Source organism: Streptomyces sp. LZ34, from assembly GCF_053890475.1.
In genome coordinates this window covers 7,676,846-7,698,093 of sequence record NZ_CM132680.1, presented here as the reverse complement: position 1 = coordinate 7,698,093, position 21,248 = coordinate 7,676,846, and the positions used below count along the sequence as shown (strand labels likewise).

The 21,248-nt window shown below is 70.4% G+C and carries 22 protein-coding genes and 1 pseudogene; 8 read left to right on the top strand and 15 right to left on the bottom strand.

What is annotated here, in order from left to right:
* Positions 1 to 459: 459 nt before the first annotated feature.
* On the bottom strand, positions 460 to 774 hold the full coding sequence (locus ACWY4P_RS32200; RefSeq protein ID WP_456204005.1) for a putative Ig domain-containing protein: 315 nt from the start codon (positions 772 to 774) through the stop codon (positions 460 to 462).
* A gap of 364 nt (positions 775 to 1,138) precedes the next feature.
* A pseudogene (locus ACWY4P_RS32195) lies at positions 1,139 to 1,336 on the bottom strand (hypothetical protein); the annotation flags it as partial.
* 353 nt (positions 1,337 to 1,689) lie between these two features.
* Between ACWY4P_RS32195 and ACWY4P_RS32190 the strand changes: the two are divergent.
* Positions 1,690 to 2,889, top strand: a complete 1,200-nt coding sequence (locus tag ACWY4P_RS32190; protein ID WP_456204003.1) for a Gfo/Idh/MocA family oxidoreductase — start codon at positions 1,690 to 1,692, stop codon at positions 2,887 to 2,889.
* A gap of 150 nt (positions 2,890 to 3,039) precedes the next feature.
* Here ACWY4P_RS32190 and ACWY4P_RS32185 read toward each other — a convergent pair whose 3' ends face one another.
* From ACWY4P_RS32185 to ACWY4P_RS32165, 5 genes are all read right to left on the bottom strand, one after another.
* Positions 3,040 to 3,105 carry a hypothetical protein gene (locus tag ACWY4P_RS32185; protein ID WP_456213136.1) on the bottom strand — a complete coding sequence of 22 codons (66 nt, stop codon included), beginning with the start codon at positions 3,103 to 3,105 and terminating at the stop codon, positions 3,040 to 3,042.
* 25 nt (positions 3,106 to 3,130) lie between these two features.
* The gene (locus ACWY4P_RS32180) at positions 3,131 to 3,481 is read right to left on the bottom strand and encodes a hypothetical protein (protein ID WP_456204001.1); all 351 of its coding nucleotides are present in this window, start codon (positions 3,479 to 3,481) and stop codon (positions 3,131 to 3,133) included.
* Positions 3,482 to 3,795: 314 nt separating this feature from the next.
* The gene (locus ACWY4P_RS32175) at positions 3,796 to 4,440 is read right to left on the bottom strand and encodes a dihydrofolate reductase family protein (protein ID WP_456203999.1); all 645 of its coding nucleotides are present in this window, start codon (positions 4,438 to 4,440) and stop codon (positions 3,796 to 3,798) included.
* 355 nt (positions 4,441 to 4,795) lie between these two features.
* The gene (locus ACWY4P_RS32170; protein WP_456213135.1) at positions 4,796 to 4,918 is read right to left on the bottom strand and encodes a DUF397 domain-containing protein; all 123 of its coding nucleotides are present in this window, start codon (positions 4,916 to 4,918) and stop codon (positions 4,796 to 4,798) included.
* A gap of 74 nt (positions 4,919 to 4,992) precedes the next feature.
* Positions 4,993 to 5,811, bottom strand: coding sequence for a helix-turn-helix domain-containing protein (locus ACWY4P_RS32165; protein WP_456203997.1), 819 nt, complete (start codon positions 5,809 to 5,811; stop codon positions 4,993 to 4,995).
* A gap of 241 nt (positions 5,812 to 6,052) precedes the next feature.
* Here ACWY4P_RS32165 and ACWY4P_RS32160 point away from each other — a divergent pair, with 241 nt between their 5' ends.
* Positions 6,053 to 6,478 carry an ATP-binding protein gene (locus ACWY4P_RS32160; RefSeq protein ID WP_456203995.1) on the top strand — a complete coding sequence of 142 codons (426 nt, stop codon included), beginning with the start codon at positions 6,053 to 6,055 and terminating at the stop codon, positions 6,476 to 6,478.
* A gap of 562 nt (positions 6,479 to 7,040) precedes the next feature.
* Here ACWY4P_RS32160 and ACWY4P_RS32155 read toward each other — a convergent pair.
* The gene (locus tag ACWY4P_RS32155) at positions 7,041 to 7,679 is read right to left on the bottom strand and encodes an alpha/beta hydrolase (protein WP_456203993.1); all 639 of its coding nucleotides are present in this window, start codon (positions 7,677 to 7,679) and stop codon (positions 7,041 to 7,043) included.
* 98 nt (positions 7,680 to 7,777) lie between these two features.
* Here ACWY4P_RS32155 and ACWY4P_RS32150 point away from each other — a divergent pair, with 98 nt between their 5' ends.
* On the top strand, positions 7,778 to 8,845 hold the full coding sequence (locus ACWY4P_RS32150; RefSeq protein WP_456203991.1) for a LysR family transcriptional regulator: 1,068 nt from the start codon (positions 7,778 to 7,780) through the stop codon (positions 8,843 to 8,845).
* On the opposite strand, the gene ACWY4P_RS32145 is transcribed toward ACWY4P_RS32150, so the two are convergent.
* Positions 8,738 to 9,988, bottom strand: a complete 1,251-nt coding sequence (locus ACWY4P_RS32145) for a WD40 repeat domain-containing protein (RefSeq protein ID WP_456203989.1) — start codon at positions 9,986 to 9,988, stop codon at positions 8,738 to 8,740. The genes ACWY4P_RS32150 and ACWY4P_RS32145 overlap by 108 nt on opposite strands.
* Positions 9,989 to 10,066: 78 nt before the next feature.
* Positions 10,067 to 10,999 (bottom strand): NAD-dependent epimerase/dehydratase family protein, encoded by a 933-nt coding sequence (locus tag ACWY4P_RS32140; protein WP_456203987.1) that lies wholly within the window; start codon positions 10,997 to 10,999, stop codon positions 10,067 to 10,069.
* 105 nt (positions 11,000 to 11,104) lie between these two features.
* Here ACWY4P_RS32140 and ACWY4P_RS32135 point away from each other — a divergent pair, with 105 nt between their 5' ends.
* Together ACWY4P_RS32135 and ACWY4P_RS32130 are read left to right on the top strand one after the other, a co-directional pair.
* Entirely contained in the window at positions 11,105 to 11,824 is a 720-nt protein-coding gene (locus ACWY4P_RS32135; protein ID WP_456203985.1) for a TetR/AcrR family transcriptional regulator, read from the top strand.
* A 124-nt stretch (positions 11,825 to 11,948) separates the two neighbouring features.
* Positions 11,949 to 13,472 (top strand): MFS transporter, encoded by a 1,524-nt coding sequence (locus ACWY4P_RS32130; protein WP_456203984.1) that lies wholly within the window; start codon positions 11,949 to 11,951, stop codon positions 13,470 to 13,472.
* 19 nt (positions 13,473 to 13,491) lie between these two features.
* On the opposite strand, the gene ACWY4P_RS32125 is transcribed toward ACWY4P_RS32130, so the two are convergent.
* Positions 13,492 to 14,139, bottom strand: coding sequence for a DUF7691 family protein (locus tag ACWY4P_RS32125; protein WP_456203982.1), 648 nt, complete (start codon positions 14,137 to 14,139; stop codon positions 13,492 to 13,494).
* Between the two features lie 94 nt (positions 14,140 to 14,233).
* On the opposite strand from ACWY4P_RS32125, the gene ACWY4P_RS32120 reads away from it, so the two are divergent.
* Complete coding sequence (locus ACWY4P_RS32120; protein WP_456203980.1) at positions 14,234 to 15,817, top strand: isocitrate lyase/phosphoenolpyruvate mutase family protein; 1,584 nt, start codon at positions 14,234 to 14,236, stop codon at positions 15,815 to 15,817.
* 18 nt (positions 15,818 to 15,835) lie between these two features.
* Here ACWY4P_RS32120 and ACWY4P_RS32115 read toward each other — a convergent pair whose 3' ends face one another.
* Positions 15,836 to 16,054: a hypothetical protein gene (locus tag ACWY4P_RS32115; RefSeq protein ID WP_456203978.1), complete on the bottom strand. Its 219-nt coding sequence runs from the start codon at positions 16,052 to 16,054 to the stop codon at positions 15,836 to 15,838.
* A gap of 52 nt (positions 16,055 to 16,106) precedes the next feature.
* Between ACWY4P_RS32115 and ACWY4P_RS32110 the strand changes: the two genes are divergently transcribed.
* Positions 16,107 to 16,739, top strand: coding sequence for an alpha-ketoglutarate-dependent dioxygenase AlkB (locus ACWY4P_RS32110; RefSeq protein WP_456203976.1), 633 nt, complete (start codon positions 16,107 to 16,109; stop codon positions 16,737 to 16,739).
* A gap of 15 nt (positions 16,740 to 16,754) precedes the next feature.
* Here the strand turns inward: ACWY4P_RS32110 and ACWY4P_RS32105 are convergent, their stop codons facing one another.
* The 3 genes from ACWY4P_RS32105 to ACWY4P_RS32095 all read right to left on the bottom strand — a co-directional run bounded on the left by ACWY4P_RS32105 (position 16,755) and on the right by ACWY4P_RS32095 (position 20,300).
* Positions 16,755 to 17,660, bottom strand: a complete 906-nt coding sequence (locus tag ACWY4P_RS32105; RefSeq protein ID WP_456203974.1) for a DNA-3-methyladenine glycosylase family protein — start codon at positions 17,658 to 17,660, stop codon at positions 16,755 to 16,757.
* A gap of 43 nt (positions 17,661 to 17,703) precedes the next feature.
* Positions 17,704 to 18,735, bottom strand: coding sequence for a mannose-1-phosphate guanylyltransferase (gene manB, locus ACWY4P_RS32100; RefSeq protein WP_456213134.1), 1,032 nt, complete (start codon positions 18,733 to 18,735; stop codon positions 17,704 to 17,706).
* A 164-nt stretch (positions 18,736 to 18,899) separates the two neighbouring features.
* The gene (locus tag ACWY4P_RS32095; protein WP_456203972.1) at positions 18,900 to 20,300 is read right to left on the bottom strand and encodes a peptidoglycan recognition protein family protein; all 1,401 of its coding nucleotides are present in this window, start codon (positions 20,298 to 20,300) and stop codon (positions 18,900 to 18,902) included.
* 128 nt (positions 20,301 to 20,428) lie between these two features.
* Between ACWY4P_RS32095 and ACWY4P_RS32090 the strand changes: the two genes are divergently transcribed.
* The gene (locus ACWY4P_RS32090) at positions 20,429 to 21,181 is read left to right on the top strand and encodes a TIGR03089 family protein (RefSeq protein WP_456203970.1); all 753 of its coding nucleotides are present in this window, start codon (positions 20,429 to 20,431) and stop codon (positions 21,179 to 21,181) included.
* Positions 21,182 to 21,248: the final 67 nt, after the last annotated feature.

The following is a 21,248-nucleotide window of genomic DNA, read 5'->3' as shown; positions in this document are numbered from 1 at the left end:
TGGAGCCGCAAGGGCACGGCCGGTGTGGGTGGCGGGGCCTTGGGCTCGCGCCAGGCTGCCACGGGCTTGGTCAGGCGGCGCGTCATCAGGGCTATGACGCTCCAGGCCAGGTGTGCTTCGGCGTAATTCACTCGCTCGGGGGAAGGTGTCGCGCGAGGGGCGGCGGCATCATGCACTGCATGATGAAGCGGACTCTTTCGGCGATTGCCGTGGCGGCACTGGCAACGATCCAGCTCGCGGCCTGAAGCGGGGTCAGTGGGCGCCGAGGCAGTTCGGATCCGTGCAGGACCGGGCCAGGTCGCGGGTCCGGTCCACCGGCGGAGCCTCCAGCCACTCCGCCCGGACTGACTGGAGGCGGGAGACGTCCCCGGCCGGGTGGCTGGGACTGCCCTTCGGGCGCATCGGCCCGCGACCCCCTGCGCTGTCGAGGCCCGCGCACGGGCCCTCGACAGCGGAGAGCTAGGAGAGCTGAAGCGGAGGGTTGATCGTGAGAACGAAGACCCTTTCGATCGAGCCACCGCCCTGATCCGTCGCCCTGAGCAGGTACCTCTTCTCGCCAACGTCCTTGGCCGTGGGAATGTACCCCTCGAACTGCTTGGTGCTCCCGTTGAACCGCAGGCCCTCGGGCAGCTGCGCCGGCTGCTTTCCGTCCTCGCTGAGCATCTTCACGGTGATCACGCCGCTCCCACCGGAGGTCCTGACGACTGGACGCGGTGGGTCGATGGGCCGCTGGGATCGCTCTGAGGCCGTGAACTGGATGTTCTCGAAGTCCATGCTGATGGGCGGACGAATGTCCAGGCTGATCGGCGTGCGGACCGCGGCACCGCCCGCGTCCGCGAACTGGAGTTTCGATCCCCCTCAAACTCTCAGAGCTGTTGGGGACCCTCCCCGAGATTCCGCCCTTCTCGTCGATCTTCAGGCCGCCCGGGAGTTCCTTCAGAAGGGCGCCGTCGGGACCGATGTAGCTGATGGTGGTCTCGCCCGTCCCCCCTCGGGCCTGGCACGGCAGCTGACTGACGGTGATATGTCCCCCCGCGGTCATCAGGACCGGGCTGCGTTCGATGACCAGCGGCGGGTTGATCGTGATGCGGATGAACTTGCTGGTGACCTGCCCGTTGCCGTCTCTGATCTCCAGTCGGTACTGGCCGGTCACGGCAGAGGAGACAACCCCGGCGGCACCGCTCAGCTCGCCCGCTGAGGAGAAGGACAGGCCCTGCGGAAGGGAAGCCGTCCCTTCGATCGGCACGAGCTTGCACGTGCCACTTACCCCGGGGACCAGCTGTTTCTTGACCGGGGCACCCGACGTCAACGCGACGGAAAGCGACTCTGAAGTCATGGATACCTCTGCTCTCTTGTGGGCCTGGTGGACGTGGGCGTGCCGCAACGCTGGCTTGGGCCAAGCCGATCACGCTCGAAAGTACTAACCGTAGTCGTCAGATCACGAACTGTGCAGGGTTTGGGGAAAGCGCGGATCCGGACCGTTCGGTGCATGGAGCGACAAGGCGACCAGGGAGGCGACGCCCGAGGGCGACGCCGTACGTGGTGCTGACCGGGCCGGCAGACCCGGCCCTCTCCACCACGTTTGTCACCCTGAGCTACTTGTCACCTGGTTCGCCGTTCGTTAACGGCACCCCTACACCCAGGAGAGCTGGACCTCTCTGCTGTCCGGACGCCCCAGCGGGAGGAATAGTGCAGGCCCCGAATACCGGCTCTGCGCCAGTTCACAACGACTGGATCGGCGCGTCGGTACCCGCGTACGCCGCTGAGGACTTCGCGGAGATGCTGCGCCGCGAACGCGTCGACCTCGTCGTCGTCTGCACCGTGGACCGGACCCACGACCACTACATCGTCCAGGCCCTGGAGGCCGGCTGCGACGTGGTAACCGAGAAGCCGATGACGACGGACGCCGACCGAACCCGCCGTATCCTCGACGCCCAGAGGCGCACCGGCCGCGAGGTGCGGGTCGCCTTCAACTACCGCTACAACCCAGTGCATGCCGCCGTACGCGAGACCATCGCGGCGGGGGAGATCGGCGAGGTCGGCTCTGTGCACTTCGAGTGGCTGCTCGACCTGCGGCACGGCGCCGACTACTTCCGGCGCTGGCATCGTGAGAAGGCCACCTCCGGTGGCCTAATGGTGCACAAGGCCACCCACCACTTCGACCTGGTCAACTGGTGGCTGGGCACCGAGCCCGACACCGTCTACGCGCAGGGCGGGTTGTTCTTCTACGGCAACGAGGCGGGCGCGCGGCGGGGCCTGGCCCGTGACTACGCCCGGGCGCACGGCTCCTCGGCGGCGGCGGACGACCCCTTCGCCGTACAGCTGGCCGACTCGCCGCTGCTCGCCGCGCTGTACCTCGACGCGGAGGCCGCGGACGGCTATCACCGCGACCAGAACGTCTTCGGGCCGGGGGTGACGATCGAGGATGACATGGCGGTGCTGGTCCGCTACGCATCCGGCGCCACGCTCACCTACCACCTCACGGCGTACGCCCCCTGGGAGGGCTACCGGATCTCCTTCAACGGCAGCGAGGGGCGCCTTGAACTGCTGGTCGAGGAGTCCACCTGGACCCGGCCCAGCGTGCGGTTGAGTGGTGATAACGCTGTCCTGCACGGGGAGGCGGTGGGCGACGCGGCGGGGCGTACGGAGCTGATGCTGCGCCGGTTCTGGGAACCGTCGCGCGAGCTCAAGGTCCGGACCGGCGAGGGTGGACACGGCGGCGGGGACGTACGGATGCTCGCGAACCTCTTCGGCGAGCCCGTGGCCGACCCGCTGGGGCGGGCAGCGGACGCTGTCGACGGGGCGCGCTCACTGGTCACGGGCCTGGCCGCGAACCGGTCCTTCGAGTCGGGGAGCCCGGTACGGACCCGTGACCTACTCGTCGTGTGACCTGGTCGGCTGACCCACTCCCGTGCGGCGCGGATGCCGCTTCGGCCCGGAGGGCGGGCTGCCCCTCCCGCCACCCACCTGGCCGTGGAACCCCGTCAAGACAGGGCCCCGGCAACGGCTGCCGAGGCCCCTCGTGCGCGTCTGAGCCGTCTAGCGGTCGAACTCCCGCCCCTTGACGCCCAGGAGGAACGCTTGCCACGCCCCTCCCGTGAACATCAGGCGCGGGCCGCTCCTGTCCTTGCTATCCCGTGCGGATCCGGCGGAACCACTCGGCGGACTGCCGCTGCGACAGCAGCACCACGATCACGATGCCGATCACCAACTCGACCAGGCCGGCCGGTTGACGCTGTCCCATCGCGCCGAACCCGACAGCGATCATCAATGAAGCGAAGACAATCGCTGTCGTCCTGCTACCGGCTCCGCTCTTGTCGAACCGGAGCGCGCACACAAAGCCGACGATCACCGGAATGCTTGCCCCGGTGATCGCGCCGGCCTTCTCCGGGTCACCGGCCAGCGCTATGCCGAGGGCGACGAGCCCTGCCATGACGAAGAACAGCACCTGCGCGGCCCGGACCGTCCCCGGCATGGCCATCGGATGAGGTGGATATCCCGCCCCGGCCGAGGGGTCGTACGGGAGATGGGCCTGGTAGGCGCTGGGTGGCTGCGGGCCATAACCCGCGGGGGGACCGTATCCGGCAGGTGGAACCGGGCCGGGGCCCTGGCCCGCGTCCCAACCTGGATGCTGCGGAGTGGACATGACAGGGACGTTATCAACGACGCAGCGCGACGATGGCATTGCACTGCGGTCACACCGCATCGATGCGGTGGTTTTGAGGCACCGACACGCGGACACCACAGCGTGTCTGCGATCCAGATTCACCGCAAAGCCACGAATGGGCCCTCGTGTCACCTTCGCCAGAACAGGTGGTGCGTCACGCCGCTCGGGCTGGGCACGACATCGAGGTGGAAGCGGTCGAGCAGCTCATCGGGTGACTCCCAGAGCCGCACCCCGGATCCGAGCTCCGCCGGCGAGACCGCCACGTGCATGGTGTCGACGAGGTCGGCGTCGAGGAACTGCCGGATGGTGGTAGCCCCGCCGCCGAGTCGGACGTCCTTGCCCTGCGCCGCCTCCCGCGCCTGTTCGAGGACCGTGGCCGGGTCGCCGCCGACGAAGTGGAACGTGGTGTCGGAGAGCGTGAACGAAGGACGCTTGTGGTGGGTCATGACGAACACCGGGGTGCGGAACGGGGGCTCGTCACCCCACCAGCCCTGCCACGCATGGTCCTGCCAGGGACCGCGCTGGGGACCGAACTTGTTACGGCCCATGATCTCGGCGCCGATGTTGCGCGCGTAGTCCCGCGTGAAGTAATCGTCGAGACCGCGGCTCCCCCCGGGGTCGGTGCGCATGGGCCAGCTCGCCGTGGCGCCGGCCCAGGCGAACAGCCTCTCGGGATCGGCGTGGCCGAACGGACTCTCGAGGCTCTGGTCCTCACCGGCACCGATTCCGTCACTCGAGACGCTGAAGTTCTGGACCCTCAGTAGCTGAGCCACGTGTTCCTCCTGTGTGGTCGATAACGGTGGTGAGACTCCCCGGGCCGGAAAAACTCATCGCTGCGTCCGTGATCGGCCAGAAACTGGGCCACCTAGTGTCCTGACCTGTGAGGTTCCCGGCTTCCACTCGCGGACCGCAGGGGGCGTGACCGTGGTGTACAGGTAGAGCGCCGGCTCAGCCAATTCTTCTGCTGTTCAGGCCGAGAACGATGTCGGCAACTGTGGCTGCGTCCCCCCAACGGGCGGGCCGGATCATGAACTTCACAGTACCTTCTGGGGTACGTCCGAACTTCACCCCGCCAAGACAGCGCCCCGGCAACGGCTTGCCGGGGCGCCTCGCGCGCGTCCGAGCTGTTTAGCGGTCGAACTCCCGCCGCTTGACGCCCAGGAGGAACGCTTGCCACGCCCCTCCCGTGAACGTCAGACGCGGGCCGCTCCTGTCCTTGCTGTCCCGTATGGAACAGCCACAGTCGGCCATGACCGCCATCTCTATACAGTTGTTGTTCTGGCCCGAATACGACGATTTGACGTAGGGGCCTACAACTTCTGGGGTCACTTTTCTTCCTTGCCGCTCCGCAGTGCGCGCCGGATGAGTCGTGCGCTTGCATCCGGTGCCAGTGCGGCCGATCGTAGCTGATCAAAGGCGCGCGTGTAAGCCGCGAGATCGTCCGGATCTTCGAGAATTGAGGCGCCCCGCAGATTGTCGATCGCCACGGCTTCAACAGTCGACTGTCCATCGAAGGAGAATGAGGAAAACGGATACGTCATGCCCGCCTTCACCCCGGCAGACAAAGGTAGCACTTGAATGGAGACGTTCTGCCACTTTCCCACTTCAAGCAGGTGCTCCAACTGCTCAAGGTAGATGTCGTGGTCGTGAGAGACAAGCGAGTTAATGACCACCGGTTCCCAAATGATTGCCGCGTAGCTGGTGCCGCCTTCGTCGATCTTCGCCTGCCGACCCTCACGCACCTTAACCAGCTGAGCCACGGCATCGGGCCCAACGTAATCCGGCCCAGCCATGGTTACGCACTGGGCATATCTCGGTGTTTGCAAGAGGCCCGGAATCAACACCGTCTGCCACTCCCGAATGGATGTGGCGTCATCTTCGAGAGAGATGTGATTCCGATACCCTTCCGACAACTCCGGAATGTTCAACCACCAACCCCGGTGATTGCTGTTCTTGGCAAGCCACACCAAATGGTTGCACTCTGCCTCATCCGTCACGCCGTACCGGTCGAGCAACAACAAGACTTCCGCAGGCTTGGCCGTAGTGATCCCGTCCTCCATGCGGCTGATCTTGGACCGTGACCCATGGATGAACCCCGCAGCCTGAGACTGATCGAAACCAGCGTTGACCCTGTGGCGCTGCATCCTGCGGCCAAACCGCCTACTACGCACAGTCGGCTTCCCACCTGCGGGCATGTCGTCGCCTCCCTCTCTCGGGCCCCAAGTCTGCCCCGTGCGGCGTCGGCCAGGGCCATGTCCCACGATAGTGCGAACTCGTGCACGTGTGCAGTAGATGCTGCTTGCGGAAGTTGCCCATCTCGACCTAGCCTCGGTGCACGCACCGTTACAGAGCGGAAGCTTGACGATGAGTCAGGGGGTAGCACGCATGCCCACCGCCACGGCGGACCGCCGGGACACCTTTCGTGTCTCCAAACACAAGCGCAGCGTCCCGGGTGTACGGACCCGCATACGGAAGACCCTCGCGGACTGGGGAGTCAGCGGCGCTCTCGCCGACGACGTCACCCTGTCGGTTGACGAACTGGTGTCCAACGCCATCCGCCACTGCCGCGTGACGTTCGCTCAGATCGAGGTCACCGTCTCTGTTCAGGGTGGGGCCTTGCTCCTTGAGGTTTCCGCCCCCGACAGAGACATGATCCCCCAACTCCGGACCCCCGGCCCCGACGAAGAGAGCGGACGCGGGCTGTACCTCATCTCGCAGCTGGCGGAAACGTGGGGCCATAGGCACGAGAAACACAGCAAATGCGTCTGGGCGCGTTTCGTGATCGCAGAAGAGGTCACGTGCACCGACTGACGTACGACGGAAACGAAGCGACCCACCGCACCAGGATCCCCGTTACGCGGCAGGACCTCACCGCGTAACGGGCACAAGAGGGACTCCCCGCAACGCGCCCCAGTGGCACGGCTGGTCGAGTCCCGCGCAGGGCCCCGTACCTCCGCAGGCGGGGCCCCTGCGTCCCGGTGCCGGTAGTCGTGCGCGGGCAGTCGGCGCCGGAGACATGGCTGTCCTGCGTCACCTCCGGGCGAGCGTGCCGCAGGACGCCGCATGCCCCACCCCACTCAGCACCGCCGACAGAGTGGGTGGACACAGGGCCGCTCGTACGGGCCTACGTGATCGTGCACGACAAACAGCAGCACGCCCGCCGCTCCGCCTGAGCATGGGTGGACAGGGCACCGCCCCGAGAGCGGTAAGCCCATGACCGAACACGGCGAAGACTGCGACGCCGCCGCAGGGCTGCGGGAGAGTTGGCGCGGCGCGTGCCGGGGTGTGGAGCCAAGAACCGGAGTGATGCCCCGCCGAGTAGCGGGCAGGTGCTCGAGCCCTTCGATGGAGCGGGGGTTCTTGCGAGGCTGGGTCAGGTGTTCTGCGGCTCATGCCGGGGGGCGTCGGTGCGGTGCCGGATCGGAGTGTCGTTCGACGGGGCGAGGCACCAGTCGAGGAGTGAGGGCCAGGAGCCGTAGCCCGCTTCCAGGTCAAGGTGGCCTGCGCCGGGCAGGACGTCGGCAGGAAGGCCGAGAGGTTCGCCGTACACGGCGGCGGCACCTCCCGGGCAGTAGGGGTCGTTGTCGCCAGCGGCGAGCCGGGTGTACTTGGCGGCGGCGGAGAGTTGCCCGGCCGTCACCGGCGGCGGGGTGAACTCCGCGACCTCCGCGTACTGTTCCAGCACGCCCGGAGACGGCGGGCCGACGAGGAGAACCCGGTCGACGGGGACCGGCACGGCGTTGCGGGCCACGGCGTGCAGCCACAGCAGGCAGGCCAGGCTGTGGCAGATGACGGTGCGTTGCTGTCCGCGCAACATGCCGAGCCGCGTGCGGAGTTCGGCCAGCCACTGTTCCAGATCGGGGTCGTCCGGGTCGGGCAGCTGGGGATAGTCGACGGCGTGCCCCAAAGATGTGAGCCGGTCCGCCAGCCAGTGCTGCCAGTGTCCGGCGGGGCGGTGGTTCTGCCATCCGTGGAGCACCAGGAAGCCGCGCTCGATCGGGGTCTCGGTCATGGTCTCTCGCCTTCAGAGGGAAGGTGCGGCCTCAGGGCCGGGAAGCGTGAGGCGATTGTGCGCATGGCCGGTCATACAGGTCCAGTTAATCTCTCTGGATGGAACCAATAAGGAATTCCTTCACTGTCGATCTGCGGCGGCTGGGTGTGCTGCGGGAGCTTGACCGCCGCGGCAGTCTGGCCCGCACCGCCGAGGCCCTGCATCTGACGCCGTCCGCCGTGTCGCAGCAGCTTGCGGCGCTGTCCCGGGAGGTGGGTGTTCCGCTGATTGAGCGGCAGGGACGCGGGGTCCGGCTGACCGGACAGGCACGCGTCCTCCTGGAGCACGCCGACGTGATCGCCGCGCAGTGGGAGCAGGCCCGCGCCGATCTCGCCTCCTGGGAGGAGGGCCGCCGCGGCGCGGTGACCATCGGCGCCTTCTCCAGCGCCATCACCGGGCTGCTGCCGCATGCCCTGCGACGCCTGACCGAGCACCACCCGCGAGTCCGCATCGCGGTCGTCGAGGCCGAGCCGCCGGATGTGTTCACTCGCCTCGACGGCGGGGAGGTCGACATCGCCGTGGCCGTGGACTTCGCTGCCGCTCCGCCCCACACCGACCGCCGCTACCGCCGCATCGACCTGCTGGTCGACATCCTGGATCTGGCCCTTCCCCGGGCCCATCCCTGTGCGGGTCGGGAGCACGTACCGCTGCGGGACCTGGCGGCCGACGCCTGGATCGTCGGCGAGCCCCGCAGTTGTTGCGGGGCGATCACCCGGTCCCTGTGCGCCGCGAACGGCTTCACCCCCGACATCCGCCATGCCGTCAACGACTGGCAGTCCCTCGCAGCCCTCGTCGAGACCGGCATGGGCGTCGCGCTCGTCCCGCGCCTGGTCCAGCCTCTGCACCGCCCCGGCCTGGTCCTGCGTGCGCCGGCGGGACCGCCGCCCACTCGACATGTCTTCGCGGCCGTACGCGCCGGATCCGGCAACGACCCGGTCCTGAGCGCGGTCCTTGAGTACCTGCGGGCAGCGGCTACCAAGATCATCAAGCAGCGCGGCGCATCATCGCCGGGCGCCGGATCAGAGTTTGCGGACGATGATGCGGCCGGTGTCGCCGCCGGAGGCGACGAGCGTGCCGTCCGCGGAGATCCTGACCGTATAGGTGCGCCCCGTTCCCCGGTCTCCTGAGCGGCGTTTGAAGGCGGGGTCACTATGGCGGGTAACGGCGTCGACGACGTCGGTGTCCCCCCGTCGGCCGATGGCCAGGGTGGAGCCGTCGGGGGTGTACGCCCAGCCGTAGCAGGTGGCCCAGCGGTCGGTGCGGAACGGGTCCGGGAAGTGCCAGACGAGTTTGCCGGTCTCCAGTGAGAACGCGCACGGTCCCTCGGCGGACTCGGGGTTGGTGACCAGCAGCGTGTCGGCCGGGTCGAAGCCGACCTTGTGCGGCTTCCGGCCCATCGGGATACGGCGCAGAACCTTTCGCCGGTCGATGTCCCAGATCTCGACCTCGGTGACCTCGGGATCGTCCTCCTTGTACCGGGACCCTTTGGAGAAGCACAGCGCCATGAGTTTCCCGGACGGCGAGAGCGAGCCCGTCCAGCAGCCGAACGAGGGCCTTTCCGTCGATGTCGCGAATACCTCGTTCCAGTCCTGGTCGACTATTCGGACACGGTCGCCGGTGTCGAAGAGCAGCAGCCGCCGCCGGACCGCGTCCCATGAAGGGCGCACGCGGAACGGGTTGTGATGGGCATCGTGGAACTCCCGATACCGGGCGAGAATCCTGGTTTGCTCGCTTTTCAGGTCGAGCAGCCGCGTTTCCCCGTTGAGCGCGTAGATGATGTGCTCACCGCCGGCGTCGAAGAGCGCGGCATGCACGAATGTCTGTCCCCTGCCCAGGGGCTCGGGGCGGATTTCCGGCGGCTCGGCGTGGATCAGCCGGCGGTGTCCGCTGTCGACGTCGATCAGGTGAATCTCAGCGCCGTAGGCGTCCTTCAGCATGGTGCCGACGACGATGGTCCGCCCGTCCGGGGACAGGTCGAACGCCTCGGCGGAGCACTGGTTGGGGACCTTGACATCGAGCACGACGGCGCCGCGCGCCGACTGAGCGGTGTCGGCCACGCAGGCGAAGCCCTCCCGCAGCTTCTTCCAGCGCAGTTCCTCGAACTCCCGCTCTGCCTCGGACTCGCTCGCGAACTCCACCACGGTCTCCCGGGGCCGCCTTCCCTCGGTCCACGCCGAGCGGATCAGCCGGGGGCCCTCGACAGCGATCCGGTAGAACTTCACCTTGGCAGGGTCGGCCGACGACCTCATCGTTGTATCCAGCCTGGTCATGGCAGCTGAAGCTATATGGAGGGGCTGACAGCGCGGGATGCGGCGGTCCACCGGCATCTGACCCGCACCCCAGGTCGCCTAACGCACGGTTGCCGTGTGCAAGCCCTCGATGGTCTCTCGCAGTGCCTCGTCGGTCGGCGTCGGGTCGATCCCGAAAGCGGCCGTGGCGGCGGACGAGTCGAGTACGAATGGCCGTCGCAGCTGGTACTGGACCTCAAGCATCTCCCGCGCGGCCGGGTTGAAGAGCCCGGCGAGCCGGAGGGCGAAGCCGGGCATCGTGGCCACGCGGGCGGCGGGTGCTTCCGCCAGTTCGGCGGCGCGGGTGGCGAGCGCGCGGATGGACAGCGGAGCCGCGGTGGGCACGTGCCACGGTCGCCCCCACGCGTTCTCGTCGGCGGCGACCGCGACAAGGGTGCGGGCCACGTCGCCGACGTGGGTCCAGCTGTGTGGCGCGTCCAGGTCCGCGGGTATGGAACCGCGCCGACCGGCGAGCACCTTGGGCAGCACCATGGCGCTGAACGGGGAGAGGGTGCCCGCGCCCAGGTAGTCCGACCCTCGGACCTCCGCCGTGCGGATACGCCCGGCTTCGTGCGCGGCCAGTGCGTCGGCCCACAGTTTGGCCCGGACCTCGCCCTTCACCGAGTTGGGACGCAGCGGCAGTTGCTCGGTCATCGGGACATCGACCTGGCCGTAGCCGTACAGGTTGCCGGTGGTGACGAGCACCGCGCCGGTGGCCTCCGCGGCACGCATCAGCGCCGCGCCGAGCGGCGGCCAATCGGCGGACCAGCGGTGATAGGCCGGGCCCGCGCAGCTGTACAGCGCGACGGCGCCTTCGGTGTGCCGAGCGAGCGTGTCCGAGTCGGTCGCGTCTGCCGCGATGCGGTCGATCCCGGCCAGTTCCGGACCGCCGCCGCGGCGAGTGAGCAGGCGGACTCGCTCGCCTCTGCCGACGAGCAACCGTGCGGTGGCCGAGCCGACCGGGCCGGCTCCGACGATGACATGAAGGGACATGAACGAACACTCTCCCCAGCTCGAGCGAGAACGGTGTTCTCGAATGAGGACACCGTACTCAGTATGGGATCGAGACGTCAAGAACACTGTTCTCGTCCAGTTCTGGTGTTCTCGAACCTGTGCGACACTGCTGGTATGTCCGCATCGTCGCTGCGCGCCCGCATCCGCTCGGAGATGAACCACGAGATCAAGGAAGTCGCGCGGCGGCACCTCGCCGCGGACGGCGCGAACCTGTCCCTACGGGCCGTGGCCAGAGACATGGGCATCGTCGCCTCGGCCCTGTATCGGTACTTCCCGAGCCGTGACGCCCTGCTCACCGCATTGATCATCGACGCCTACGAGGCACTGGGCGCGGCGGCGACCGACGCCGAATCGGCCGTGCCACGTGACGACCTGCGCGGCCGATGGCTGGCCGTCTGCCACGCCACGCGTACGTGGGCGCTGGCGCATCCCGCCGAGTACGGGCTGCTGTACGGGAACCCGGTGCCCGGTTACGCTGCGCCGCGCGAAACCACTGCGCCGGCCGCGAAAGTGGTGCTCCTGCTCGTCGATATCGTCATCGACGGCGCGGAGCACCTGGAGCCGGTGCCGTCACCGCTCCCCGAACCCGTCCGCGCCGACCTGCGCCGCCTGATCGACCAGCACCCCGGCGACCTGCCGGAGGAACGGCTCGACCGCGTGTTCGCCGGCTGGACCCACCTGTTCGGCCTGATCAGCTTCGAAATGTTCGGCCGCCTGAACGACACGATCGAGGCACGCGCAGAGTACTTCGACCACCACATGGCCCTGATGGCCGACTTGGCCGGCATCCCACGGCGCTGCTGAGCCTCGGCGGTGACACGCACCCGGGTTCACCCCGGAGTTGAGGGTTATCCGCTTACCGGCCCCGCACTGGGGACCAGGGGCGAGGAAAAGTCTCCGGAGTCAGTTCAACGAAACACTCGAGTACATGAACTCCCAAGACATCGAACCGCCCAGGGCGGAGCCTGCCGTCGAGACCCACGACAACGCGAAGGACAACGGGGAAAACAGCACGGAAGGACCCGACCCCGCGCGGCGGCGGTGGTGGTGGACGCTGATAGCCGTGAGCGCGGCCCAGCTCCTCGTGGTCCTGGACGGGACGATCGTGAACATCGCGCTGCCCTCCGCGCAGAGCGCGCTGGGCATGTCCGACGCGAGCCGCCAATGGGCGATCACCGCGTACGCCCTGGCCTTCGGCGGACTGCTGCTGATCGGCGGCAGGGTCAGCGGCGCGCTCGGCCACCGGCGTACGTTCACCATCGGCCTGGTCGGCTTCGCCGCCTCGTCCGCGCTGGGCGGGGCCGCGGTGAACCCCGAGATGCTCTTCGGGGCCCGGGCTCTACAGGGTGTGTTCACCTCCGCGCTCGCGCCCGCGGGGTTGTCGTTGTTGACCACGACGTTCACCGAGCCGCGCGAACGCGGCCGGGCGTTCGGCGTGTTCGCCGCGGTCGGTGCCGCCGGGTCGGCCCTCGGCCTGGTCGCAGGGGGGCTGCTGACCGAGTACGCCAGCTGGCGGTGGTGCCTGTACATCAACGTCCCCATCGCCCTGTTCGCCGTGCTCGGCACGGCGCTCGTGCCGGCGGACCGGCCGATCCGCGGCGAGGGACGGCTCGATGTCGCGGGCGCACTGCTCAGCGCCGCGGGCTTCGCCGCTGTGGTGTATGCCTTCAACGAAGCCGAACCACTCGGCTGGGGTTCACCGAAGGTGCTGGCGCTGCTGGTCGGCGGTGCCCTGCTGCTGGCCGTGTTCGCCGCCGTCGAGGTGCGCGCCGCGAGCCCGCTGCTGCCGATGCGCGTGCTCGCGCACCGCGCCCGCGCCGGTGCGCTCGTCTCGATCACCCTGATGTTCGTCGCGATGTTCGGCTTCTACCTGTTCATGAGCTACTACACACAGACCGTCCTCGGTTACTCGCCGGTCCAGGCGGGCCTGACGCTCATCATCAACGCGCTGGCCGCCCTGCTCGGCTCCACGCTCATCGCCGGGAGGCTGCACGGACGCGTCCCGCCCGCGATGCTGGTTCTGCCCGGGCTGGTCGCCGCGGCCGCCGGGATGCTGATCCTGACCCGCTTGACGCCGCAGAGCACGGACGTCCTGCCGCTGTACCTCGTACCCGCCCTGGTTCTCACCGGCCTGGGCCTCGGCTGCGTGCTGCCCCCGACCGCCGGCCTGGCCACCTCGGACGTGCACCTGCGCGACATCGGAGCCGCGTCGGCCGCCTACAACGCCTCCCAGCAACTCGGAGCCGCGCTCGGCACCGCGCTGCTGAACACCATCGCGACCAGCAGCGCCGCCTCGTACCTGGCATCCACCCGCCACGCCACGCCGACCGGGGCATCCGTGCACGGCTACACCACCGCCCTGACGGTCGGCTTCGGCATCCTCCTCGCCGCCGCGTGCCTCACGGCACCGCTGATCCGGACCCGCGCCGGACGAGAACCCGGCACCCGATAGCGGCAGTCGTGGTGCCGGCTCAGCCCACGGTCCAGAACAGAAGCGTGTCCATGTCGTGGCCGTACTTCAGGGAGCTCTGCCACTCCTCGTGCTCCACATTGAACGTGTCGATGAGGAGATTGGCGTCGCGGGCGAAGCGGTCGTCCATACGGTCGAGTACGGCCGTGTAGGCGTCGGCGACGGTCTTGGCCTTGGCCAGCGGGAGGTAGCCGATGGCCGGGTAGCCGTCCATGGGGCTCGGGACGGGGTACGGGAGCAGGTCGGGGAAGTCCGCGAACAGGAAACCGTACGGCAGCAGGTCGGCGGGGACTCCCAGAGCACGGAGTTCCTCGTCCATGAGGCCGAAGAAGGTGGACGGTTTGGAGTACACGCCCACGTCGATGGGGTCGGATCCGATGCACTCGATGACGGCCAGCAGCGCATAGTAGTACGCGTTGCCGACGCACTCGCCCACCCCGTCGGCCCGGCCCGCAATGAGGTGCTCCAGGGCCTCGGGGACGGTGAGGCCCCAGTCGATGCGCTGGCGGTCGAGGCTGTGCTGGGCGGCCCGCGCCCGCTCACGCGCGTTGTCGAGGATCCGCTCCTGCTGGGCGGTGAGCTCGCCACCCCGCACATAGGCGAGGGTCCGGCTCAGGGTGACCGTCTTCATGGTGATCACGTGGCTCATGCGGCCATGTTCGCAAGCCCTGCCGACACAGCCGCCGCCGGGGCAAGGCACGGTTCGGGCGGGGCCGAACCGTTCCGGACCTAGCGTCGGGGCCATGAAGCACACGACGCGCACGACGCATGAGTTCAACCGCTTTGCGGATGTGCGGGCGGCGCTCGCCGACCCGGCGCTCGTCCCGGAGCTGCCGGCCTCGGCCGGGGGGCCGGCCGGGGGGCCGGCCGGGGCGAGCGTCGCCTGGCTGCGTGCCACCGTGGCCCGGTTCAGCTCCGGTGAGCCGCATCGGCGGCGGCGGGCTCTGGTGGAGGCCGAACTGGCCCGGCTGGAGCCCGCCGCGCTATGGCGGGCGGCGGCGGCCGGGGCCGAAGGGGAGGTCCGGGTGCGGGTGGTGCGTGCCCTCGCCGAGGCCCTGGGGATGCCGGAGCCCGGGGCGGTCGCGGAGGCGGTGACCGTGGTGGCCGCGGCCTACTTCGGGGGTACGGACGCGGCCGCGGACGAGGCGGTGGCCCGGCTGGTGGCGCGGCTCGCGCCAGGGCATCCCGATGAGGCCGCTCTGGAGACCGCCGCCAACCGCATCGGGCTGCTGGTGCAGGCCTGCGCGGCGACGGCGGCGCTGGTGGAGGCCTGCGTGGAGGCTTGCGTGGGGGCTGCGCTGGTGGAGGGCGCGGCAGGCGGCGACGTACCGATGGCCCGGGTGCTCCGGGAGGATCCGCCGGTCAGGACCATGCGCCGGATCGCCGCCCGCGCCACCCGGGTGGCCGGCCGGGAGATCGCCGAGGGTGATGTGGTGCTCCTGGATCTCGCGACCGCCCAGCGCGCGCACCCCGTGCCCCTCGTCTTCGGCGCACCGCCCCGGGTCTGCCCCGGCCGGGCCCACGCCCTCGCCCTGGCCGACGGCCTGCTCCAGCGCCCGCTGACCGCCTTCGCCCGCCTGCACCACCAGGCCGCCACCCCGCTGCTGCTGCCCAATGCCTGGGACTACGCCTCCGCGGCCGCCCTGGCGGCGCAGGGCTTCCCGGCGATCGGCACCACGAGCGTGGCCGTGGCCGCGGCCGCCGGGCTGCCGGACGGGGCGGGCGCGACCGTCGAAGCGACCTTGGCTCTGGCCCGCCGGCTCGGACAGGGTTCGTTCCTGTTCACCGTCGACGCCGAGGGGGGCTTCAGCGATGACGTGGCGGAAGTGGCCGAGCTGGCCCGAGAGCTGTACGACGCGGGGGCCGCGGGGATCAACCTCGAAGACGGCCGCCCGGACGGCACCCTCGCCCCCGTGGAGCTGCACGCCGCGAAGATCGCCGCCGTCAAGGCCGCCGCGCCCGCGCTGTTCGTGAACGCCCGCACCGACACCTACTGGCTCGGGCGCCAGGAGGAGGAGACCGCGGCGCGCCTCGCGGTCTACGAACAGGCCGGGGCGGACGGGGTGTTCGCGCCAGGGCTGACGGACCCCGACAAGATCGCCGCCCTGACGGCGACCCTCGTCGTCCCACTGAACATCCTGTACACGCCGGCCGGCCCCACGCTCGCCGACCTGGCCGCGCTGGGCGTGCGCAGGGTCAGCCTCGGCTCGCTGCTCTACCGCAGGGCCCTGACGGCGGCCGTGACCGCCGCGACCGCCGTCCGCGACGGCCGGCCGACGGATGTCACGGCCCTCTCCTACGCGGAGGTGCAGGCACTGGGGACCTAGGCACCGCAACCCACGCCCCTACTCGGCCGTCTCGTCGTGGAGTCGCTTGATCTCCCTCATGAAGTCCTTTTCGAAGGACTTGTCGAGGAACTCCGGGTCCTGTGACCATGTGTCGATCCCGGTTGTGGCCCCGAACTCCCTGAGATCGAACCCGGTCGAGATGTTCTCCCCTCCAACGCGGTCTTCCAACTCCTTGAGCAGGTTCAGTTCCGGGACGGGCGAGTAGGCAGCGCTCATCCGGACATCATCGCGCAGGGCCCCACGCCCAGCGGATGGTTACTGTGCTGCCATGTCCGAGACCTCTGGCCAACTCTCGTTCGACACCGCCGCTCAGCCTCGTTCCGTACCGTCCGCCGCGGTGCCCGGACTGCGCTACCTCGCCGACTGGCTTGCTCCCGATACCGGTGCGGCCTTGCTCGCGAGGATCGATTCGGCCTCATGGTCGGCGCAGCTGAAGCGGCGCGTGCAGCATTACGGGCACCGGTACGACTACGGCCGCCGCACCGTGGCCGCCGGCTCGGAGGCGACCGCGCCGCCGCTTCCGGTGTGGGCCCGGGAGATGGCTGCCCGGCTGGTGGATGAGGGGCTGATGGACCGGGCGGCGGAGCAGGTGATCGTCAACGAGTACCGGCCGGGGCAGGGGATCAGCGCCCACGTCGACTGCGTGCCGTGCTTCGGTCCGGTCGTCGCCGCGATATCCCTGGGTGCCAGCTGCCTCATGGACTTCACCGACCCCGCCGACGGCACGAAGCTGGCGGTGCCATTGGCGCCGGGCAGCCTGCTGGTCATGACCGGCCCGGCCCGATACACCTGGCGGCATGCCATCGCCGCACGTAAGAGCGACCCCGGTGCGGCGGGTCGTGTCCCCCGTGGACGTCGCATATCCGTGACGTTCCGCACGGTCCTGCACGCGAGTCAGTGACCCAGCGCCGCCTGATCAGATCGCCCGGAAGTCCCGGACCGAGAAGCGCGGGGCGCGGCGCGGCGGGACCCGACCGGAGAGCAGGATCAGGCGGGCGGCGCGGTGGCGCTGGCCGGCGTAGGGGGCCAGCAGCCGCAGCATCGCCGCGTCGTCGGTGCCGCGCTCGCCGGTGAGCGCGTAGCCGATGATCCGCGGGAGGTGCAGATCGCCGACCGTGATCGCGTCCGGGGTGCCGTTGCTGCGCTGGAGGGTCTCCGCCGCGGTCCACGGCCCGATGCCGGGGATGGCCTGCAGCCGGGCCGAGGCGGCGGCGAGGTCCATGGTCGCGGCCTCCTCCAGGCGCCGGGCGGCCCGCACGGCCCGCAGGATGGTCGACGAGCGCTTGGCGTCGACCCCGGCCCGGTGCCACTCCCACGACGGGATCAGCGCCCAGGCGCGCGGATCGGGCATGACCCGCAGCCGCTCGGCGGGGCCGGGCGCGGGCTCGCCGTGGCGCTGGAGCAGCAGCCGCCAGCCCCGGTACGCCTCGTCGCTGGTGACCTTCTGCTCCAGGATCGAGGGGATCAGCGACTCCAGGACCAGACCGGTGCGGATCAGTCTGAGGCCCGGGTGGCGGCGGTGTGCCGCGTGCACCAGGCGGTGGCGGGGGGTGAAGGCGGAGGGGTCGTCCTCGGCGCCGAGCAGGGCGGGCAGGTGGTCGAGCAGCCAGTCCGCGCCCGGCCCCCAGGCCTGCGCCTCGACCGGCTCGCCCCGGCGTACGAGGCGTATCGTCCCGGCGCCCTCCGGGGTGCGGGCGGCCCGCCAGATGGCGCCGTCGGCGGTCACCTGGAACGCCGGGTCCCCCGGTCCCCGCCGCAGCACGCTCAGGCTGCGCGCGAGGTCGTACGGACCGGAGGGGGTCCAACTGCGGTGGGCGGGCACACCGCCACCCTACGGCGCGCCCCCGACACGCCCGCACATGCCGTCACTGGTCCGACGAGAAGCGCACCGCCCCCGCCGGGATGTCCGCCCCGCACCACACCCGCACCCCGTCCCGCAGCTCGTTGTCCGGCCCCACCAGCGCGCCGTCCCCGACCACCGCGCCCTGGAGCACCGTACGGGCCCCGATCCGGGCCCGCGCGCCTATGAGGGAGTCGCGGACCTCCGCGCCCTCCTCGACCACCGCGCCGGCCAGCACCGTGGAGCCGTCGATGCGGGCGCCCGCGCCCACCCGGGCCGCGGGGCCGATGACGGTGCCGCCGGTGAGCTTGGCGTCGCGCGCCACCTGCGCGCTGTCCAGGATCAGCCGGTCGCCGCAGCGGCCGGGGACCGCCGGGGAGGGGGCGCGGCCCAGCACCAGGTCGGCCGAGCCGCGGACGAAGGCCTGGGGGGTGCCGAGGTCGAGCCAGTACGTGGAGTCGACCATGCCCTGGAGGTGGGCGCCGGCGGCCAGCAGGCCGGGGAAGGTCTCGCGTTCGACGGAGACGGGGCGGCCGGCCGGGATGGCGTCGATGACGGAGCGGTTGAAGACGTAGGCGCCCGCGTTTATCTGGTCGGTGACGATCTCCTTGGCGGTCTGCGGCTTTTCGAGGAAGGCGGTGACGCGTCCGGTGGCGTCGGTCGGCACCAGCCCGTACGCGCGCGGGTCGGTGACGCGCGTGAGGTGCAGGGAGACATCGGCGCCGGTGGTGCGGTGGGTGTCGACGAGGGCGCGGATGTCGAGCCCGGTGAGGATGTCGCCGTTGAAGATCAGCACCGGGTCGTTCGGGCCCGAGCGCAGCCGTGAGGCGACGTTGCGGAGGGCGCCGCCGGTGCCCAGCGGCTCCCGTTCCGTCACGTATTCCAGGTGCAGGCCCAGTGACGAGCCGTCACCGAAGTACGGCTCGAACACCTCGGCCAGGTACGACGTGGCGAGCACGATGTGCTCCACCCCGGCCGCGCGGGCGCGCGCCAGCTGGTGGGTGAGGAACGGGACGCCGGCCGCCGGGACCATCGGCTTGGGGGTGTTCACCGTCATCGGCCGCAGCCGGGTGCCCTTGCCGCCGACCAGGAGGATCGCTTCTGGCGTCGATGGCGCTGTGGTCACGTATCGTCTCTGCTTCCTGCTGGGGCTCGCCGGGTCGGCGGCCAGTGTATGCAGACCCCGAGTACCCAGCCCGCGCCTGGTCAGCGGCCCTGCGGTCAGCGACCTTGCAGCCGGGCGGCCTTGCTGCGTACGGTGCCGAGCTTGGCGTAGAGGGCGCCGCCGGGGCACTCGGTGTTGTAGCCGTCGCGGTGTCCGGAGATGACGCGCAGCTTGGCCTTGGTGCCTTTCTTGTATCTGTTGCCGCCGGCGGACGTCAGATGGGTGGTGCCGCTCGGGTTGCGGCCGAACAGGCCGAGCTTCCAGGCGGTGAGCTTGGCCACGGCCTTGACCGCCTTGCTCGCGGGTTTCTTGGAGGAGTAGGTGCCGAGCACCGCGATGCCCATGCTGTTCGTGTTGAATCCGCGCGTGTGGGCGCCCTGAACGGCCTTGGCCACCCCCCCGGATCGGCCCTCGTAGATGTGTCCGCACTTGTCGACGGCGAAGTTGTAGCCGAAGTCACGCCACCCCATGCTCGTGACGTGATAGCGGTAGATGCTCCGCATCACGGAGGGCGCCTGCGAGCAGGCGTACGCGTTGCCGGTCACGGTGTGGTGGACGAAGGCGACCTTGACGGTCTTGGTGTAGCGGTGGCCCTTCTCGCGCAGCTTCTCGTCGGCGCCCCAGCCGGCGCGGGTGACGATACGGGGCCGCGGCGCGGTGTACGCATGGGCCGCGCTGGTGTTCGGCCGCTCCTCGGGGAGCTCCAGCGGGGGCGGGGTGGAGGGTTCGGGGGTGAGCTCGGAGGGCTCCGGCTCCGGCTCCGGGGGCGCCGAGGGGGCTGATGGGTCTGCGGGGTCGGCCTGCGGGGCCTCGGGCAACGCGGAGGGGTCCTCCATCGCGGGCTCGGAGCCGGTCTCGGAGCTGGGGACGGCACTGGGGTCGGTGGTCAGCGGCCGGGCGAGCGTCGCCGGGCCCCGGCCGGGGTCGACGAGCTCCAGGCGGAGCCCGGAGGGCAGGCCGGCCGGCTGGGCGGAGAGCACACCGGAGCCGCCGCTGGGGCTGACCCGGGCCTGGACGCCGTTGGAGTCGCCGACCCACAGGGGCGTGGTGCCGCCGTGCCGGCGGCCGCGGGCGCTCTCGGGCGAGTCGGGGTCGGGGGCGTCGTCATCGAGGGCCTCCAGGTCGCGCCAGGCCGACCAGGCGCCGGTGGCCGCCTCACGGGTGCGCACCTGCACCTGGCCGCGCAGCCGCGCGGAGGCGTCGTCCCAGACCACGCCGACGAGGGAGAAGGGCCGCACGTTCCGCGGCGCGACCCCCAGCACGGCGCCGGACGACATCGCCGCGCCCCGGTCGAGACCACTGCCGCCGAGTGGGAGCAGTGGCAGCGACTGGGTGCCGCCGGCTGAATCCGCGCTGCCCGCGCGGTCCGAACGGGCGGGGGCCGGGTTGAGGGTGAGGGGGAGAGCGAGGGCGGCGGTGCACGCGACGCCGATCGAAGATGCCAGAAATGCACGCATGGAAAAAATACTGGACATAACGCAACAAATCTGTCCATTCGAGAAGGTGGCCACCGGACCCGCGATCCGGCGCCCGCAGCCCCGCGCACCGCCCCCGGCGCACCCCGGCGCCGCGTACCCTGGCGCCGATGAACGCTACCGATCACACCCCCGCCGACCTGCTGCGATCCGCGCTCGCCGCGGATCCGGCGCGTCCGCTTGTGACCTTCTACGACGACGCGACCGGCGAGCGCGTCGAACTGTCCGTGGCCACCTTCGCCAATTGGGTGGCGAAGACCGCGAACCTCCTCCAGGGCGACCTCGCCGCGGCGCCCGGCGACCGCCTGGCGCTGCTGCTGCCCGCCCACTGGCAGACCGCGGTGTGGCTGGTGGCCTGCTCCTCCGTGGGCGTGGTGGCCGAGGTGGGCGGCGACCCGGCCGCCGCCGACCTCGTGGTCAGCGGCCCGGACACGCTGGAGGAGGCGCGCGCCTGCTCCGGGGAGCGGGTGGCGCTGGCGCTGCGCCCCCTGGGCGGGCGGTTCCCGCAGCCGCCGGAGGGCTTCACCGACTACGCCGTGGAGGTGCCCGGCCAGGGCGACCGCTTCGCGCCGTACGCGCCGGTGGACCCGCACGCCCCCGCGCTCACCGTGGCCGGCCTCGAGCTGACGGCCGCGGAGCTGGTGGAGCGGGCGCGCGCCGACGCGGCCGGGCAGGGGCTCGGCCAGGGCTCCCGGGTGCTGTCCGGGCTGCCGTACGACACCTGGGAGGGGCTGTCGTACGGGCTCTACGCGCCGCTGGCCACGGGCGGCTCGGTGGTGCTGTGCCGCCATCTGGACCGGCTGGACGAGGGCCGCCTCGCCGAGCGCCGGGCCGACGAGCGGGTCACCGCGACCGCGCCGTAGCGGCCGTTCCCCCGGGAAACCGCGTCGGCCCCTGACCCGTCCGGCGGACCCGTGGGCCGAGCCCACG